The sequence below is a fragment of the Devosia alba genome (assembly GCF_039938915.1).
Lineage (GTDB): Bacteria > Pseudomonadota > Alphaproteobacteria > Rhizobiales > Devosiaceae > Devosia > Devosia alba.
Genome location: NZ_JBDUUI010000003.1, coordinates 71,701 through 87,370, shown reverse-complemented (window position 1 = coordinate 87,370; position 15,670 = coordinate 71,701). Strand labels below are relative to the sequence as shown.

Genomic DNA, 15,670 nt, shown 5'->3' with positions numbered 1-15,670 from the left:
GCACACTGCGCTGCATGAGTGAAACCGTGTTGCCAGCGCTGGACCCGACAATGCCGCCATCCGCCACTCTGGCCGGCGATGGGGTTTCGGCTGCGATAATGCCCATGGTGATCAGCGTTGCGGTGAGCCATGAGATTGCCGAGGTCGAGGATGTGTGGCGGGCATTGACGCGCACGGCCATCGAATCGCCGGGGCAGAGTTTCGATTTTATCCGGACCTGGGTCACTCAGCGCGGCATTGCACCGGCTGACCAGCGCTATGTGGTGGGGCAGGTCGATGGCGTGGCGGTGGCCCTGTTGCCGCTGCATCGCAAGCGCGTTTATGGCCAGCCGATCCTGACCTGGTTTCCGGGCGCCAATGCGGGCTGCTATGCGCCGGTGGCCGATTATGAGCGGCTGGCGCGGATGGGACCGGCGGGCCGCAAGGCTTTGTGGGCGGCGATGACCGGGGCCCTCAGGGGCGCGGACATGATCTACCTGCGCTCGATCCCCATGGTGGTGGGCGGGCATGAGGGGCTGTTTGACGAGCTGGGCAGCGCGCTCGCCGTCGAGACGCTGTATCGCTCCGAATATGGCAGCTGGGAGGCGTGTGACCGGCTGCAGCGCAGCAAGTCGCGGCGCAAGCATGACCGGCAGCAGGGCGACCGGCTCAATGCCATGGGCGCGGTCAGTTTTGAGGAGATCCGCAATGGCGGCGCCACCGAGCGGGCCATTGCAACGATGTTCCAGCAACGCTCGGCTCGGTTCCAGGCGCAGGGGATTCGCGACACTTTTGTGTATGATCGGCTGACCGGTTTCTATCAGGCGATAGCGGCTCCCGATTCCGGGGTCGATGTACGGCTGCACGTGCTGCGGCTGAATGGCGACACGGTCGCGGTGCGCTACAATGTGGTGCACAATGACCGTATGTTCTGCCTGATTTCCTCAATGAGCGATGACCCGGCGATCCAGAACGGCTCACCGGGCAAGCAATGCCTGTTGCGGGTCATGCAGAGCGTTTTCGACCAAGGCATTGCCGTGTTCGATATGGGCGCCGGTTTCACCGACGAAAAGCGCCATTGGTGCAATGTGCAGCTGCCGCTGCGGCAGCACTATATCGGGCTCAACTGGCGCGGTGGGCTGATTGTCATTGCCCATCAGAGCTTTCAGAAGGCCCGGGCCCGGATCAAGGCCAACCAGCAGCTCAAAGCGGGTTTCCGCATGGCGCAGCAGGTGATTGACCGGTTCAGCGGCGCGAAAAAGGTGCCAGCGCAAGGCGCGCCATCAGAGTAGCTTGAGGCCGCGCAGCGAGGCGTGGCCGGTTTTGCCAATGATGATGTGATCGTGCAACGTGATGCCGAGTGGCCTGGCGATGTCGTTGATGTCCTTGGTCATGCGCACATCGGCGGACGAGGGAGCCGGGTCACCCGAGGGGTGATTGTGCACCAGGATGATGGCGGTAGCGGAGAGTTCGAGCGTGCGGCGGATCACCTCGCGCGGATAGACGGGGGTGTGATCGACGGTGCCGGTCTGCTGCACCTCATCGGCGATCAGCCGGTTTTTCTTGTCCAGAAACAGAATGCGGAACTGCTCGATGCTCTGATAGGCCATCTGGCTGTTGCAGTACTCGATCAGTTGCGACCAGGACGACAATATGGGTTGGGCGGAATCGATCCTGTCGCGACCGAAGCGGGCGGCGACGGCCTGGATCACCTTGAGATGGGCAATGGTGGTGGGGCCCAGCCCCTTGATAGTGGCCAGACGCGCCTGGCTGGCGGTGAAGACGCCGGAAAACGAACCGAATTCGCGCAGCAGCGTCTTGGCCAGCGCCTTGGTGTCGCGCCGGGGAATGGCCAGTTGCAGGGCCAGTTCGAGCAGTTCGTAATCTTCGAGCGCGTCACCCCCCACCTTGAGGAAGCGTTCGCGCACCCGCTGGCGATGGCCGGCATGGTCGTCGACGCCCGTATCGGGCGCTGGAAAGCCGGCCTCGGCGAGTTCGTCGGGCCGGTCGCTCATCAGGCGGCCCGCACGGCCAGCGGATTGAACAATCCGCCCGGCGACAGGGTGAAAATCTCATGGCCGGTTTCGGTGATGCCGATGGAGTGCTCACACTGCGCCGACAGGGTGCGGTCACGGGTGACGGCGGTCCAGCCATCGGAAAGAATTTTCACGTCGGGCCGGCCCAGATTGATCATCGGCTCGATGGTGAAGATCATGCCCGGCTTGAGCGGTACGCCGGTGCCCGGCTTGCCGAAGTGGAGAATATTGGGCTCGTCATGGAACAGCTGGCCCAGGCCGTGGCCGACGAAATCACGCACCACGCTCATGCGTTCAGCCTCGGCCAGGGTCTGGATGGCGTGGCCGATATCGCCGGTGGTGTTGCCCGGTATGGCAGCGGCCAGACCGGCCTCGAGGCTGGCATAGGTGATTTCGATCAGGCGTTCGGCCTTGCGGGAAATTTCGCCGACCGGGTACATGCGGCTCGAATCGCCATGCCAGCCATCGACCACCAGGGTGAGATCGATATTGACGATGTCGCCGTCGCGCAGGGCACGCTCGTCGGGGATGCCGTGGCAGACCACGTGGTTGATCGAGGTGCACAGCGAGTGGCGGTAGCCCTTGTAGAACAGGGTGGCCGGTACGGCGCCGTTGTCGCGGGCGAATTCGTAGGCGATCTTGTCGATGGTGGCAGTGGGCACGCCGGGCTCGACATAGTCGGTGAGGATGTCGAGCGCCTGGGCGGTGAGGGCGCCAGCCTTGCGCATGCCCGCAAATCCTTCCGCCCCATGCAGCGGGATGACGCCGGCGGTACGGCGGGCTTTGGCAGGGGCGTCGACAAAGGTAATCATCTAGAACTCCAATTGGTGCGCCGAAAATAGGCGCACTGGAGCGTGATTGGAAGACCAACAGCGCCGCTTGACGCGGTAATCGCACCCGGGCATTGCTGATCCCTCATATTCAGGGAACAATCCATGCCCAGCGCAGACAGCGTAACCGCCGGCCTTCTGGTGATCGGCGATGAAATCCTCTCGGGGCGGACCAAGGACGTCAACATTGGCGCGACCGCCGATTTCTGCACCGATCTGGGGATCGAGCTCAAGGAAGTGCGGGTGGTCAGCGACGAGACCGACGAAATCGTCGACGCGCTCAACGCCATGCGGGTGCGCTACACTTATGTGTTTACCACTGGCGGCATCGGGCCGACCCATGACGACATCACCGCCGATGCGGTGGCCAAGGCCTTTGGCGTGGCACTGCCGATCAATCCGCTGGCCCGCGAAATGCTCGAGTCGCGCTGGAAGCAGACCGGGACCGAGGTCAACGAAGCCCGGCTGCGCATGGCGCGGATTCCGGAAGGCGCCGACCTGATCGTGAATTCGGTCAGCGCCGCGCCGGGCTTCCGGATCGACAATGTGCATGTGATGGCCGGGGTGCCGGTGATCATGAGGGCCATGCTTGAAGCGCTGGTGCCGACGCTGAGGGGCGGCAAGAAGGTGCTGTCGGTGACGGTCAAGGCCTTGGTGGGCGAGGGCACGGTCGGCGGGCCGCTGGGCGAGCTGCAGGCCGAATACCCGGACGTCAAAATGGGCAGCTACCCGCAAATGGGCCAGGATCGGATCATGACCGAACTGGTGCTGCGCTCGTCCGACCCGGCCCGGCTGGAAGAGGCGGCAGCCAAGGTGCGGGCGATGGTGGCGGCGGCTCATGCCAAGGCCGGCATTGCCGCACCGGCAGAAGACTGATTGGCGCAGCGCCTCAGCTTTGCTACACAACGGCCTTCCGAAAATTCAACCGGGCGCGTGACGCCGGTGCAGGAGAGACAGTTTGAGCGATCCCAACCAGAAGTCGTTCCCGGTAACGTGGGACCAGTTTCACCGCGACAGCCGGGCCCTGGCTTGGCGTCTGGCCACCATGGGGCCGTTCGATGCGGTCGTGGCCATTGCCCGTGGCGGCCTGGTGCCCGCAGCCATCGTGGCGCGCGAGCTCAATATCCGCACCGTCGAGACCGTGGCGGTCAAGAGCTATGACCACCAGAACAAGGGCGGCATCCAGGTGCTCAAGGAGATCAGCCAATCGGTGCGTGATCTGGCCGTTTCCGGCGCCAAGGTGCTGATCGTGGACGATCTGGTCGATACCGGATCGACTGCCCGCGTGGTTCGCGAGATGCTGCCGAACGCGCATTTCGCCACGGTCTATGCCAAGCCAAAGGGCCGCGAGATGGTGGACACCTTCATTACCGAAGTCAGCCAGGACACCTGGATCTTCTTTCCGTGGGATCTGGACGTCGCCTATGTCGCCCCGATCAGCGGCGGGACCGACTGAGGGACGTCCCCCGTCTCGGCGGGGAACGCTCGATCGTCCAACCTGCGACCGGGGCAGCCTCTAGCGGACGACGAGGACGGGAATGGTGGTGTGGGCCAGCACCTCAGCTGTCTGACTGCCCAGCAGCAGCTTTTGCATGCCACGGCGACCGTGCGAGGCCATCACGATGAGGTCACAGCCATTGAGTTTGGCGTACCTGATGATTGCCTCGGCCGGAAATCCGTCAATTTCATGGGCCAGCGTCGCGGCGACACCGTGTTCGGTGCCGCGTTTCTCGATTTCAGTGAAGCGTTCCCGCATGACGGTGTCGATCTGCTGGTCGTAGCGCCCGACGGGATCTCCGATGCCGCCCAGCCGTGCCGCATTTGCCATCTGCTCGCTCAGCGGTTCTGACACCGTCAGCACCGTCGCTTTCGCCCCCAGCGCCTTGGCCAGCTTCAGGCCCTGTTCTAGACCCTTGGTGGCCAGGTCCGAGCCATCGGTGGCGATCAGAATGTGCTGGTACATGTGCGCTCTCCATGCAGGAATGACGTATGCATCCTGCACGGTATTGCTGCGAAAACAAGCAATTGTCACCGGAGGTCGGGGCGTGGACCAATGCGTGCACGGACCTTGGCTGTCGGGATGGCGCGGGCGAGGACCGCTGCGTAGTGCGTCCCCGGGACGCCCTCTGGTCGGGCGGCGCATTCTGCTGAGCGGGAATCGCCTAACAGCGTTGGCACAGCTCGGGGAGCGTGCTAATCGCCGATGCGCTGCGGGCGTGGTGGAATGGTAGACACACCGGACTTAAAATCCGGAGGGGGTATCCCCGTGCGGGTTCAAGTCCCGCCGCCCGCACCATAATGACGTGGCCGAGCATCAACCATCACGCGGACGCGCTGTGGCGCGGTGCGGTTCAGCTTTCCATCAGGCGGCCTGGCTGATAATTCGGCAGCGGCATCGAGCCAAGGGTGGATGCCAATTCGGGCGCTATGCCGGGGATGGCGGCGCGCAGGATGGCTTCATCGGCCGGGGGCAGATTGCCAAAGTCGAGCAGGTAAAGCAGGGCCGCGACGGTGTCTGCCGGCGTCGTGGCTATTGGCGGGCTTTGCAGGGCTTCGAGCGCCGGGCCATAGGTGTTGCGGACAGCGGCTACGCTGTCCAGGCCATCCCGCATCATGATCTCGTAATTGGCGACCTGTTTACGGAACTGGGCGATAAGCGCGGCAAGGCTGGTTGGTTTCTGGGCTGGCATATAATAATCACGTGTCTAATGACCTGCGCGAACTTGCGCGAGGATATGGTCTCACCGACGCGCGCCCGACACAAGTCACGAATACTGACCGATTTTTTGCCGCCGCGGCTTGGGCAGGCACGGTTGGCGGTGCTAGGGTATAGGCACCTCTTACACCCAGCAAACAGCAATCGACAGGATGAGCATGATTGAGCAGATCAGGACAGGAATTGCCCCCTCGGCGTCGCCGGTAAGTGATGCGATCAAGGCTGGCAATCAGGTGTGGCTGGTGGCTATTGCCGAGGATCCGGACAGTGGCGAGATCGTGCCGGGCGGTATTGAAGAGCAGACGCGGCGGACGCTGCAGAATCTGGAAATTGCGATCCGGGCAGCAGGCGGTACGCTGGCCAATATCGTGCAGGTGCAGGTGTTCCTGATCGACAGTGCAGACGCCAAGGGCATGAATGCGGTCTATGCCGAGTTCTTCCAGCAGCCGTTTCCGGTGCGCGCGACCGTGGTGGTCAAGGAATTGCTGGCCAAGGGACTGAAGGTGGAAATGCTGGCAACGGCGGTGCTGGGCTGATGTTGCTCAAGGCTGCGCTGCTCGAAGAGATCAAGGCGGGCAAGGTCGATCTGATCTTTCGCCGCTGGAGCCGACCGACGGTCAAGGCAGGCGGCACGCTCAAGACCAAGGTAGGGCTGCTGGCGATCAAGGCGATCGACGATATGGCGCCCGAGGATGTGACAGAGGCCGAGGCGCAACGCGCCGGGTTCAAGGATGTGGCCGAATTTCGCACCTGGCTGGCGACGATGAAGCCGGGCCATTTGTTCCAGCGCATCGAAGTGGGCTATCTCGGCGAGGCCTAGAATGGGGTCGGTGCCACGAAGGTCATGAACGCGCCGGTGCTGGGATGGGTGAAGCCCAGTTCGGCGGCATGCAATTGCAGCCGATCAGCCGCGGCCAGGGCGTCGGCATCGGCATAAAACGCATCACCCAGAATCACATGGCCGATGGCCTTCATGTGAACCCTGAGCTGATGTGTGCGGCCGGTCAGCGGATGCAGCCGCACGCGGGTGGCGTCGGCCTCGCGCTCCAGCACCGTCCATTCGGTCTGCGAGGGCTTGCCGTTTTCATGGTCGACGCGCTGGCGCGGCTTGTTGTTCCAATCGGTGGCCAGCGGCAGATCGACCAGACCGGAATCGGCCTCGATAATGCCGGCGACGCGGGCGATGTAGGATTTGGTGGTCTGGCGGTGCTCGAACTGGCTACCGATGCGGCCATGGGCGCGCTTGTTGAGCGCCATCACCAGCACGCCCGAGGTATCCTTGTCGAGGCGGTGGCACATGCCGGCGGTCGGCCAGGTCTGGCGGGCGCGGTGCTCCAGGCAATCCCACAGCGAAGGGTCCTTGCCGGGCACGCTGAGCAGGCCGCTCGGCTTGTCGAGCACGAGGATGTCGTCGTCCTGATGCAGCACAACGAGGTAGGGCTCAAGCGGCGGAAAATAGTTGACGAGCGTGGGCATGGGTCCGGGCATGGCGCCGTGTAGCAGACCGGTTAGGTGATGGGCAATAAGGGGGCGCTATCCGCAAGTACCACTGGCGATTCCCGGGGGGACATAATCGTGTGGCACCGGCGCAATGGGACGGAACGATTGGCTGGCGCAGCCGTTATCTGGGGGAAACACTACAGAGGAGCTTCCCATGCATAAAGATGAAGTTGAAGGCGCCGGCAAGCAGGCCAAGGGCGCGATCAAGGATGCTGTTGGCGGGCTGACCGGCAACGAAAAGCTGCAGGCCGAGGGCAAGCTCGACAAGGCCGAAGGCAAGGTGCAGCAGAAGGTCGGCGAAGGCAAAGACGCCATTCGCGATGCGCTGAAGAAATAGTCCATCGGTTGACACGCAAAAGGCCGCCCCACCGGGCGGCCTTTTTTCGTTCAGTTGAAGCAGTGGGTCAGTTGAAGCGATAGTGCAGGCGGGCGCAGGCTGGCGTCAGCATTTTGGCAGAGACCAGCCTGGGTGACGCGCGCAGGCCGGTGGCGGGAAACAGTGCAATACCCGCGCCGATGATTTCGGAGATGACATAGATCTCGATCTCGTCGAGCGCATCGTGCTGCATGAAGGTCATTTGCAGCCTACCGCCGCCAAGCATCCAGACATTGCCATCGTCGAGGGCGCGCAGTTCGGCAATCAGGGCGGCAATATCCGACCGGGTTTCCAGTGGCCCCTTGGGGTTGTCCATGGGGCGCGAGGTGACCACGATGACCCGCTGGTCCCGGTATTCCCAGGCTCCCGGATAATTGGCGATCCAGTCATAGGTGGCGCGACCCATGACCACGGTGCGGATGGTCTTGATGAAGGTGCGATAATCGTGCTCGCCGAGATCAAGGTCCGGCTGGTTGGTGAGCCAGTCGAGGTTTTCATCGGGCGTGGCGATGAAGCCGTCCAGGCTGGTGGCGATATAGCCGACGATTTTGGCCATGCGGGGATATCTCCTTGCTGGTGGGCTTGGAAGCTGGCGCAGCTGCCTGACAGCATGTGTCAGCAGTGTTGCGACGCGCCACGATAGGAGCTGGAAAGCGGCGCCTCAGGTCCGTAAGGTCTGGGCATGGAAACCACGATCTTTGACACGGCATTGGGAGAATTCGGCATTGGCTGGACCGATGTTGGGGTGGCGCGCGTGCAATTGCCGGGGCTGGATCGAGCCGCGCTATTGGCGCGGATCAATCGGGATGGGGCGGTGGCGGGCGAGCCGACACGGGCAATCGAGGCGGTGATCAACCGGATCGAGGATTATGCGGATGGCGCGGCGGTGGATTTTTCGACCGTAGCGCTGGATCTGCGCGGGGTGCCGGGTTTTCATCGCCGGACCTATGCGGCGCTGCTGGCGTGCGGCTGGGGGCAGACCACCAGCTATGGCGCCCTGGCCAAGGCGCTGGGCGATGTAACGCTGTCGCGCGCCGTGGGGCAGGCGATGGGGGCAAATCCGATACCCCTGATCGTTCCATGCCATCGGGTGCTGGCGAGCAATGGCAAGCCGGGCGGGTTTTCGGCGCCCGGCGGGGCGCTCTCCAAGCTGCGCATGCTGGCGCTGGAGGGCGTGTCGGTGGGGGCGCCGGCGGGCCAGATGGCGTTCGGGTTTTAGCCATGGGCATTGAAATCGAACGCAAATTCCTGGTGCGATCAGACGGATGGAAGGCGCTGGTAACGCAGCGCGCGGCGCTAAGGCAGGGCTATCTGTCGACCAATGCCAAGGCGACGGTGCGGGTACGGACCAGGGATGACGCGCAGGCGGTGGTGACGATCAAGGGGGCCGCCGTGGGGCTGGTGCGGGCGGAATATGAGTATGCCATCCCGATCGAAGATGGCCGCGAAATGCTGGCGATGGCGGCGCCGCACGTGATCGAAAAGGTGCGCCATCTGGTGCCGATTGGAGATTTGATCTGGGAGGTCGACGTGTTTGGAGGCAAGCATGCCGGCCTTGTGCTGGCCGAAGTCGAATTGCATGCGGCGGATCAGCCGGTGCCGCTGCCCGACTGGGCTGGGGCCGAGGTGAGCCAGGACGACCGCTACGCCAATGCCAGCCTGTCGCGCAGTGACGGGGTGCCTGACGAAATGCTGGTGTGAGAGTCGGGTACGGGTAGTGCAGGACGGGCCTGCGGGCCCGTTTTTTGTTGCCTGGACGGAAAATCGCGTCGATAGAGAGCGTAACTCCCAGAGACATTTCATGACCAAGCCCAATTCCACCACCGCCCTGTGGCTTGCCACGCTCGCCCTGATGGTGATGGCCGCCATGTCGGCAGCCATCCACGAAGCCGCCAAGGTGGCGCCAGTCGGGCAGTTGGTGTTCTGGCGGAGCTTTGCAGCGCTGCTGCCTATCGTGAGCTACGTCGCGATACGGGGCCAACTGGGCACTTCGCTGCGCACCAGATATCCGCACAAGCATCTGATCCGTGGCCTGCTGGGCTGCGCGGTGATGTTCTTCTCCTTCATTTCACTGGCCTATCTGTCGGTGGGCATGGCGACGGCGCTGAGCTATCTGGCGCCGATGCTGTCGATTCTGGCCGCCATGACATTGCTGCGGGAGCGGCCGGGCGCCTTGGTATTTGTCGGCGTGGCGCTGGGCTTTATCGGCATTGTGCTGATGGTCTACCCGTCGCTGGTCGGCGACGCCGTGCGGGAGGGAACGCTGATCGGCGTGGCCGCCGGGCTGGCGATGGCGGGAACCAATGCGCTGTCGCGGGTGCAGGTGAAAGACCTGACGCGGACCGATCCACCGGCCAGCATCGCGCTGTCTTTTGCCGTGATCTGCAGTATCGTCGGACTGGCCACCATGGCATTTGGCTGGGCCGAGCTGGATGGCCGCGCCTTCGCGCTGCTGATCGGCGCCGGGCTGCTGGGTGGCATGGGGCATGTGCTGATGATGGAGGCGGTGGCGCGTGCGCCGGTCTCGCTGCTGGCGGCCTATGAGTATAGCGGTATCGTCTGGGCCTTCCTGTTCGACATCACGCTGGCGTGGCGCTGGACGCCTGGTCGGTCGCCGGCGCCCTGGTGGTGGTCAGCGCGGCGGCCTTGGTCGCCTATGGCCAGGGACGATTTAGCCAACGGACGGCGCGCGTGGCGCAAGCAGGAGAGTGACAATGCTGATCAATGCAGCAGATTTCGAGGCCATCGTGGCCGGACGTGTGGACACCGCATTTCGGCGCTGGGTCAGGCCGACCGTCAAGGCGGGGGGGACGCTCACGACATCGGCGGGTGTGCTGGCCGTCGAGGCCGTCGATGCCGTGGCGCTGAATGCGGTCAGCGACGATGACCTCAAGCGCGCCGGATATGCCGACCGGGCGGCGTTGGACGCCATGCTTGGCAAGCGGGAGGGGACGCTGCATCGTATTCGCCTGCGCTACCTAGGGGTTGACCCTCGGCTGGCACTGCGCGACGCAGCTGCCCTGACCGACGAGGATGCGGCTGAACTGTCCCAGACGATTGAACGGATGGATGGGGCGACACCCTGGGTGAGAGCCACACTGGAATTGATCGGGCAAAGGCCGGGCGCGCCTGCCCAGGACCTGGCCGAATTGCTTGGGCGGGAGAAGACCAAGTTCAAGAGCAATGTCCGCCGGCTCAAGTCGCTGGGCCTGACCGAAAGCCTCACCGTGGGCTACCGGCTATCGCCGCGCGGAGAGGCCTGGCTGAGCCGGGCTATTGCCAGCGCTTGAAGGTCTTGAGGTGGGTGAGCGATTTGGTCACCGTGCGGGTGATCTTGTCGACGCTGTCGGTGACCGGCACGGTCAGCACGTTTTCGGTGGCCGGGTCTGGCACCTCAAGGGTGGCGAACTGGCTGTCGAGCAGGCTGGCGGGCATGTATTCGTGGCTGCGCCTGGCCATGCGCTCGGCAATGACCTCCCGGTTGCCGTCGAGATAGACGAAGAGGATCGGCTCGCCGGCCTGTTCGGTCAGAAAGTCACGATAGGCCCGCTTGAGGGCGGAGCAGGCGCCCACGGCGGCGTCCTTGCGCTCGGCGGCCTCGTGCAGGGCGGCGGCCAGCCGTTCCAGCCAGGGCCAGCGATCGTCGTCGGTCAGCGGAATACCGGCGCGCATTTTTTCGACATTGGCCTCGGGGTGGTATCCGTCACCGTCAAGGAACGGGACATGCAATCGCCGGGCGATGGCGTTGCCGACGGTGGATTTGCCCGATGAGCTGACGCCCATCACGATGATGATGCGGGCTGGGGTAATGCTCATGGCTCAGGCCGTCGCGGTAAAGGCGCCATCCACGTAAAGGATGTGGCCGTTGACAAAGGTAGCGGCGTCGGACGCCAGGAAGACCACGGCGCCGCCCAGTTCATCGGGCTTGCCCCAGCGGCCCATCGGCGTGCGGGCTTCGAGCCAGGTATTGAACTTGGGGTCCTCTACCAGCGACTGGTTGAGCTCGGTGGCGAAATAACCCGGGGCGATGCCGTTGACGTTCAGGCCATGGGGTGCCCAATCGACCGCCATGCCGCGCGTCAGATTGGCGACTGCAGCCTTGGAGGCGGCGTAGGGGGCGATTGAGGCGCGGGCAAAGCCGGACATCAGCGAGCAGGTGTTGATGATCTTGCCCCGGCCGCGCGCGATCATGTGGCGGGCGACAGGCTGGCTGACATTGAATACCGAAGTGAGATTGGTGGTGATCAGCTGATCGAATTTTTCCGGCGGGAAGGCTTCGAGGCTGGAGCGGAACTGCATGCCGGCATTGTTGACCAGAATGTCGATGGGACCGATCTCGTCCTCGATATGATTGATCGCTTGGTTGATGCTGTCGCGATTGGTGACGTCAAAGGCGACCGCGTTGACCTTGGCGCCGGTGGCCGCCAGATCTTGGGCGGCGGCGCCCAGCGCAACGGCGTCGCGGGCATTGAGCACGATGGTGGCGCCAGCGGCCGCCAGTGCCCGGGCCATCGCCAGACCAAGACCACGGCTGGACCCGGTCACCAGGGCGCGCTTGCCGGACAAGTCAAAGGGAGAGGGCATGAAATTGGCTCCGAACAGGGTGGGAGGCGAGAGGGTTTGCCTCAAATAACAAGAAAAACTACCATACTAGAAGCTGAATTTGCCCAAATATTGCTTGAATGCGGCTTTCTTCGAGCGGCGGATTGTGGTCAGGTTCGGCGCCGCGCGGCGTGAGTTGCGCGTAGCTTACGCGAAAATCTTCAGAAGGACTGCTAGTATGTCGACAGCGGATATCGGCCTGATCGGCCTTGCTGTGATGGGTTCCAACCTGGCCCTCAACATCGCCGAAAAAGGCTACACCATTGCTGTCCACAACCGGTCTGCCGGGCGTATTGACGAATTCGTGGCGGAAGCCAAGGCGCAGGGGCTCGATGGCAAGACCATCGCCAAATACGATCTGGCCGAGTTCGTGCAGACGGTAAGGCGTCCACGCTCAATCATCATCATGGTCAAGGCCGGCAAGCCGGTGGACGACATGATCGAGCAATTGCTGCCGCATCTGGAAAAGGGCGACGCGATCATCGAGTGCGGCAATTCGCTGTTCACCGATACGCAGCGCCGTTTTGACTATCTGACCCCCAAGGGCATCGGCTATCTCGGCGCTGGTGTATCGGGCGGGGAAGAGGGCGCGCGCCACGGACCATCAATCATGGTGGGCGGCTCCAAGGAGCAGTGGCACAATGCCGAAGCGGTGCTGACGGCGATTGCCGCCAAGTTCGATGGGGAGAGCTGCTGCGCCTATCTGGGCGAAGGTGGGGCCGGCCATTTCGTCAAGACCATCCATAACGGCATTGAATATGGCGACATGCAGATGATCGCCGAAGTCTATGGGGTTATGCGCGACGGCCTGGGGATGAGCCCGGGCGAGTGTGCTGACGTATTCAAGGAGTGGAACAAGGGCCCGCTCAATTCCTATCTGATCGAAATCACCGGCCATGTGCTGGCGGCAGTGGACAGCGAAACCGGCAAGCCGCTGGTCGAGCTGATCCTGGACAAGGCCGGCCAGAAGGGCACCGGCGTGTGGTCGGCCATTGCCGCCCAGCAGATGGGCGTGCCGGCCACGGCCATCGAAGGCGCCGTGGCGGCCCGCTCGATCTCCTCGCGCAAGGAGGAGCGGGTCATCGCCGAAGGGATTTACGGCAAGCCGGACCGGGCCAAGACCAATGTCACGCTGGCCGATCTGGAACAGGCGCTGCTGGCGGGCAAGATCGTCAGCTATGCACAGGGCTTTGCGGTGATCGCCAAGGCATCGGAAGAAAATGGCTGGGACCTGCCGCTGGCAACCATCGCCAAGATCTGGCGCGCCGGCTGCATCATCCGCTCGCGCTTCCTCGATCAGATGTCGGCGGCCTATGCCAAGGGCGGCAATGTGAACCTGCTGGTGGTGCCGGACTTCGTGACGCTGATGAAGAACGCCCATCCATCGTTGCGCAAGGTGGTGGCCGCGGCCGCCGTGGGCGAATTCCCGATGATCTGCCTGTCGGCGGCGCTAAGCTATTTCGACAGCTATCGGCAGGCGCAGGGCACGGCCAACCTGATCCAGGGGCAGCGCGACTTCTTTGGCGCGCATGGCTTTGAAATCGTTGGGCGCGGCACCGATCTGCACGGTACCTGGCCGAGCACGCTGGGCAATTAGCTGCAGGATGATTTGGCAAAAGGCGCTGATCCCCGGATCGGCGCCTTTTGCGTTTTGACGGGAATAGACAAGGCCTCCCCAGCTTCTCGTTCCTCTGTGAGGAGGGCCTGTATCGTGCCCTGGCCCAGCAGACCCTGCGCAAGTCTCAGAGCGCGCGGAACATCACATAGCTGTCAACATAGCCGTGCTCGGGATGCTTGAAGGCCTGGGGCAGGGTGCCGACAATGGCAAAGCCGAGCTTTTTCCAGAGGGCGACGGCGAGGGTGTTGGTGGACACGACGTGGTTGAACTGCATGGCGCGGAAGCCGCGCTGGCGGGCCATTTCAAGCGAGTGCTCGGCCATGGCGCGGGCGATACCCCTGCCGCGTGCCGCAGGAGCGGTCATATAGCCGCAATTGGCGACATGGGCGCCGCCGCCTTGCTGATTGGCCATCAGATAATAGGTGCCCAGGATATGGCCGTCGATTTCGGCGACGAAGACCTCATGGGAGGGTCCCAGCCAATAGCTCAGGACGGCTGCATCATCGAGATCGGCGGAGATTGCGTAGGTGTCGCCAGCGGCCAGGGTTGGCGCGACAATGTCCAGAATGGCGTAGGTGTCATCCTCAGTTGCGGGGCGAATCTGGATTGTTGTTGGTGGTGTCATCATCATCGTCTTCATCAAGAGGGGGCACGCGAATCTGGCCGGGCGGTGCCATATCGGGCACTTGGGGCTTGTTGGCGATGGAGGGTCGGTGGCCCAGCTCAAAGCGCCAGGCAGCGACAGCAAAAATCCCCAGGGCGACAAGCACGCAGACCGCTGCCGCCAGAAAGGGGGCACCGGGAAAATAATTGGGCGCGGTCGGGGTGGTGGTGAAATAGGCAAAAATCTGCGTGGCTGCCAGCGGGCCAGCAATGGTGGCCAGAGAATTGGCGGCATTGACGGCGCCCTGCAATTCGCCCTGCGCATTGTCGGGGACCTGGCGCGACAGAATCCCGTTGATGGCCGGCGGCGCCAGGCCGCTGACGGCGCCGATCATGATGAAGACGTAGAGATAAAACACCGTTTCGGCGAAGGCGACGCCGGCAAAGGCGATGATGGCCGCCAACAGACCCAGCATGGCCACGGGGGGCTCGCCCAGGCGCTTGACCATCGGGCCGACGAGCACGGCCTGGCTGATGGCAAAGCCGATGCCGAAGGCGCCGAGCGCGCGACCGATATTGGAGGAGGTGAAGCGGAACACTTCCACGGTGAAGTAGCTGAACACCGTGGGCAGGGCCTGGGCGGCCAGCGAGAAGGTGAACAGCACTGCCAGCAACCAGATAACCAGGGGATACTGCTTGAGCGCGGCAATCGCCCCGAACGGATTGGCGCGGCGAATATCGAACTTGCGGCGGGAATGCCGGGGCAGGCTCTCGGGCAGCACCAGCAGACCGAACAGGAAATTGGCAAAGGCCAGCGCGGCGGCGGCAAAGAACGGGACGCGGGGACCGAATTCGCCCAGCTCACCACCGATGACCGGGCCAATAATGAAACCCAGCCCAAAGGCGGCGCCGATCAGGCCAAAGCGATGGGTGCGTTTATGGGGCGGCGTGATGTCAGCCATGTAGGCGGTGGCGGTGGCGACGGCGGCGCCAGCAACACCGGCAATGATGCGACCGATAAACAGATACCAGACCACCGGGGCGATCGACATCATCAGATAGTCAAAGGTCAGGCCGAGCAAAGACAGCAACAGGACCGGGCGGCGGCCGAACCGATCGGACAGATTGCCCAGCACCGGCGAAAACACAAATTGCATGAAGGCATAGGCAAAAACCAGGTAGCCGCCGATGACAGCGGCATTGGCAACGCTGCCGCCAGTGAGTTCTTCGAGCAATTCAGGCAGGACCGGAACGATGATGCCAACACCGATCATATCAAGCAGAATCGTCGTCAGAATGCAGGCGAGAGTTAACTTTGAGCGGATCGCTGATTGCATACTGGGGTGCTTAATGTGTGACTTACGGACGGGCAATGCCGTGCCGCGCAGTTGACACAGGCGGCGCAATCAA

Annotated in this window: 21 protein-coding genes and 1 tRNA gene; 12 read left to right on the top strand and 10 right to left on the bottom strand. The window is 63.2% G+C overall.

The genetic code is table 11. The features are described from left to right. Positions 1-50: 50 nt before the first annotated feature. Complete coding sequence (locus tag ABFY71_RS05520) at positions 51-1,271, top strand: GNAT family N-acetyltransferase (RefSeq protein ID WP_347945039.1); 1,221 nt, start codon at positions 51-53, stop codon at positions 1,269-1,271. Here ABFY71_RS05520 and radC read toward each other — a convergent pair. Both radC and map read right to left on the bottom strand, forming a co-directional pair. Further along, positions 1,263-1,994 carry a RadC family protein gene (gene radC / locus ABFY71_RS05515; protein ID WP_347945038.1) on the bottom strand — a complete coding sequence of 244 codons (732 nt, stop codon included), beginning with the start codon at positions 1,992-1,994 and terminating at the stop codon, positions 1,263-1,265. The genes ABFY71_RS05520 and radC overlap by 9 nt on opposite strands. Beyond that, positions 1,994-2,824: a type I methionyl aminopeptidase gene (gene map / locus ABFY71_RS05510; protein ID WP_305579190.1), complete on the bottom strand. Its 831-nt coding sequence runs from the start codon at positions 2,822-2,824 to the stop codon at positions 1,994-1,996. Before map ends, radC begins: the two co-directional genes overlap by 1 nt. Positions 2,825-2,950: 126 nt before the next feature. On the opposite strand from map, the gene ABFY71_RS05505 reads away from it, so the two are divergent. Both ABFY71_RS05505 and gpt read left to right on the top strand, forming a co-directional pair. Then, complete coding sequence (locus tag ABFY71_RS05505; RefSeq protein ID WP_347945037.1) at positions 2,951-3,721, top strand: competence/damage-inducible protein A; 771 nt, start codon at positions 2,951-2,953, stop codon at positions 3,719-3,721. 82 nt (positions 3,722-3,803) lie between these two features. After that, the gene (gene gpt, locus ABFY71_RS05500; RefSeq protein ID WP_305579151.1) at positions 3,804-4,301 is read left to right on the top strand and encodes a xanthine phosphoribosyltransferase; all 498 of its coding nucleotides are present in this window, start codon (positions 3,804-3,806) and stop codon (positions 4,299-4,301) included. 60 nt (positions 4,302-4,361) lie between these two features. On the opposite strand, the gene ABFY71_RS05495 is transcribed toward gpt, so the two are convergent. Then, on the bottom strand, positions 4,362-4,808 hold the full coding sequence (locus ABFY71_RS05495; RefSeq protein ID WP_305579150.1) for a universal stress protein: 447 nt from the start codon (positions 4,806-4,808) through the stop codon (positions 4,362-4,364). 247 nt (positions 4,809-5,055) lie between these two features. Between ABFY71_RS05495 and ABFY71_RS05490 the strand changes: the two genes are divergently transcribed. After that, positions 5,056-5,141, top strand: a tRNA-Leu gene (locus tag ABFY71_RS05490). A 55-nt stretch (positions 5,142-5,196) separates the two neighbouring features. Here the strand turns inward: ABFY71_RS05490 and ABFY71_RS05485 are convergent. Then, complete coding sequence (locus ABFY71_RS05485) at positions 5,197-5,535, bottom strand: hypothetical protein (RefSeq protein ID WP_305579149.1); 339 nt, start codon at positions 5,533-5,535, stop codon at positions 5,197-5,199. Positions 5,536-5,719: 184 nt separating this feature from the next. Between ABFY71_RS05485 and ABFY71_RS05480 the strand changes: the two genes are divergently transcribed. Both ABFY71_RS05480 and ABFY71_RS05475 read left to right on the top strand, forming a co-directional pair. After that, the gene (locus ABFY71_RS05480) at positions 5,720-6,097 is read left to right on the top strand and encodes a RidA family protein (protein ID WP_305579148.1); all 378 of its coding nucleotides are present in this window, start codon (positions 5,720-5,722) and stop codon (positions 6,095-6,097) included. After that, the gene (locus ABFY71_RS05475) at positions 6,097-6,381 is read left to right on the top strand and encodes an ASCH domain-containing protein (RefSeq protein WP_347945036.1); all 285 of its coding nucleotides are present in this window, start codon (positions 6,097-6,099) and stop codon (positions 6,379-6,381) included. The genes ABFY71_RS05480 and ABFY71_RS05475 overlap by 1 nt, the downstream gene beginning before the upstream one ends. On the opposite strand, the gene ABFY71_RS05470 is transcribed toward ABFY71_RS05475, so the two are convergent. After that, positions 6,378-7,037, bottom strand: a complete 660-nt coding sequence (locus ABFY71_RS05470) for an RluA family pseudouridine synthase (protein ID WP_347945035.1) — start codon at positions 7,035-7,037, stop codon at positions 6,378-6,380. The genes ABFY71_RS05475 and ABFY71_RS05470 overlap by 4 nt on opposite strands. Positions 7,038-7,215: 178 nt before the next feature. Between ABFY71_RS05470 and ABFY71_RS05465 the strand changes: the two genes are divergently transcribed. Next, positions 7,216-7,398, top strand: coding sequence for a CsbD family protein (locus ABFY71_RS05465; protein WP_305579145.1), 183 nt, complete (start codon positions 7,216-7,218; stop codon positions 7,396-7,398). Between the two features lie 67 nt (positions 7,399-7,465). Here ABFY71_RS05465 and ABFY71_RS05460 read toward each other — a convergent pair whose 3' ends face one another. Next, positions 7,466-7,993, bottom strand: a complete 528-nt coding sequence (locus ABFY71_RS05460; RefSeq protein ID WP_347945034.1) for a dihydrofolate reductase family protein — start codon at positions 7,991-7,993, stop codon at positions 7,466-7,468. Between the two features lie 126 nt (positions 7,994-8,119). On the opposite strand from ABFY71_RS05460, the gene ABFY71_RS05455 reads away from it, so the two are divergent. From ABFY71_RS05455 to ABFY71_RS05440, 4 genes are all read left to right on the top strand, one after another. Next, the gene (locus tag ABFY71_RS05455; RefSeq protein WP_347945033.1) at positions 8,120-8,656 is read left to right on the top strand and encodes a methylated-DNA--[protein]-cysteine S-methyltransferase; all 537 of its coding nucleotides are present in this window, start codon (positions 8,120-8,122) and stop codon (positions 8,654-8,656) included. A 2-nt stretch (positions 8,657-8,658) separates the two neighbouring features. Then, positions 8,659-9,138, top strand: a complete 480-nt coding sequence (locus ABFY71_RS05450; protein ID WP_347945032.1) for a CYTH domain-containing protein — start codon at positions 8,659-8,661, stop codon at positions 9,136-9,138. Between the two features lie 100 nt (positions 9,139-9,238). Then, positions 9,239-10,324 (top strand): DMT family transporter, encoded by a 1,086-nt coding sequence (locus tag ABFY71_RS05445; protein WP_347945031.1) that lies wholly within the window; start codon positions 9,239-9,241, stop codon positions 10,322-10,324. Then, complete coding sequence (locus ABFY71_RS05440; RefSeq protein ID WP_347945030.1) at positions 10,269-10,727, top strand: hypothetical protein; 459 nt, start codon at positions 10,269-10,271, stop codon at positions 10,725-10,727. The genes ABFY71_RS05445 and ABFY71_RS05440 overlap by 56 nt, the downstream gene beginning before the upstream one ends. On the opposite strand, the gene ABFY71_RS05435 is transcribed toward ABFY71_RS05440, so the two are convergent. Both ABFY71_RS05435 and ABFY71_RS05430 read right to left on the bottom strand, forming a co-directional pair. After that, positions 10,711-11,253, bottom strand: coding sequence for a gluconokinase (locus tag ABFY71_RS05435; protein WP_347945029.1), 543 nt, complete (start codon positions 11,251-11,253; stop codon positions 10,711-10,713). The two genes, ABFY71_RS05440 and ABFY71_RS05435, sit on opposite strands and share 17 nt — an antisense overlap. Before the next feature lie 3 nt (positions 11,254-11,256). Further along, the gene (locus ABFY71_RS05430) at positions 11,257-12,021 is read right to left on the bottom strand and encodes a glucose 1-dehydrogenase (RefSeq protein WP_347945028.1); all 765 of its coding nucleotides are present in this window, start codon (positions 12,019-12,021) and stop codon (positions 11,257-11,259) included. Between the two features lie 196 nt (positions 12,022-12,217). Between ABFY71_RS05430 and gndA the strand changes: the two genes are divergently transcribed. After that, the gene (gene gndA / locus ABFY71_RS05425) at positions 12,218-13,636 is read left to right on the top strand and encodes an NADP-dependent phosphogluconate dehydrogenase (RefSeq protein WP_347945027.1); all 1,419 of its coding nucleotides are present in this window, start codon (positions 12,218-12,220) and stop codon (positions 13,634-13,636) included. 145 nt (positions 13,637-13,781) lie between these two features. On the opposite strand, the gene ABFY71_RS05420 is transcribed toward gndA, so the two are convergent. Together ABFY71_RS05420 and ABFY71_RS05415 are read right to left on the bottom strand one after the other, a co-directional pair. After that, a complete protein-coding gene (locus ABFY71_RS05420; protein ID WP_347945324.1) occupies positions 13,782-14,264 on the bottom strand; it encodes a GNAT family N-acetyltransferase in 483 nt (160 codons plus the stop codon). Continuing rightward, positions 14,242-15,597 carry a TCR/Tet family MFS transporter gene (locus tag ABFY71_RS05415; RefSeq protein WP_347945026.1) on the bottom strand — a complete coding sequence of 452 codons (1,356 nt, stop codon included), beginning with the start codon at positions 15,595-15,597 and terminating at the stop codon, positions 14,242-14,244. Before ABFY71_RS05415 ends, ABFY71_RS05420 begins: the two co-directional genes overlap by 23 nt. Positions 15,598-15,670 lie beyond the last annotated feature (73 nt).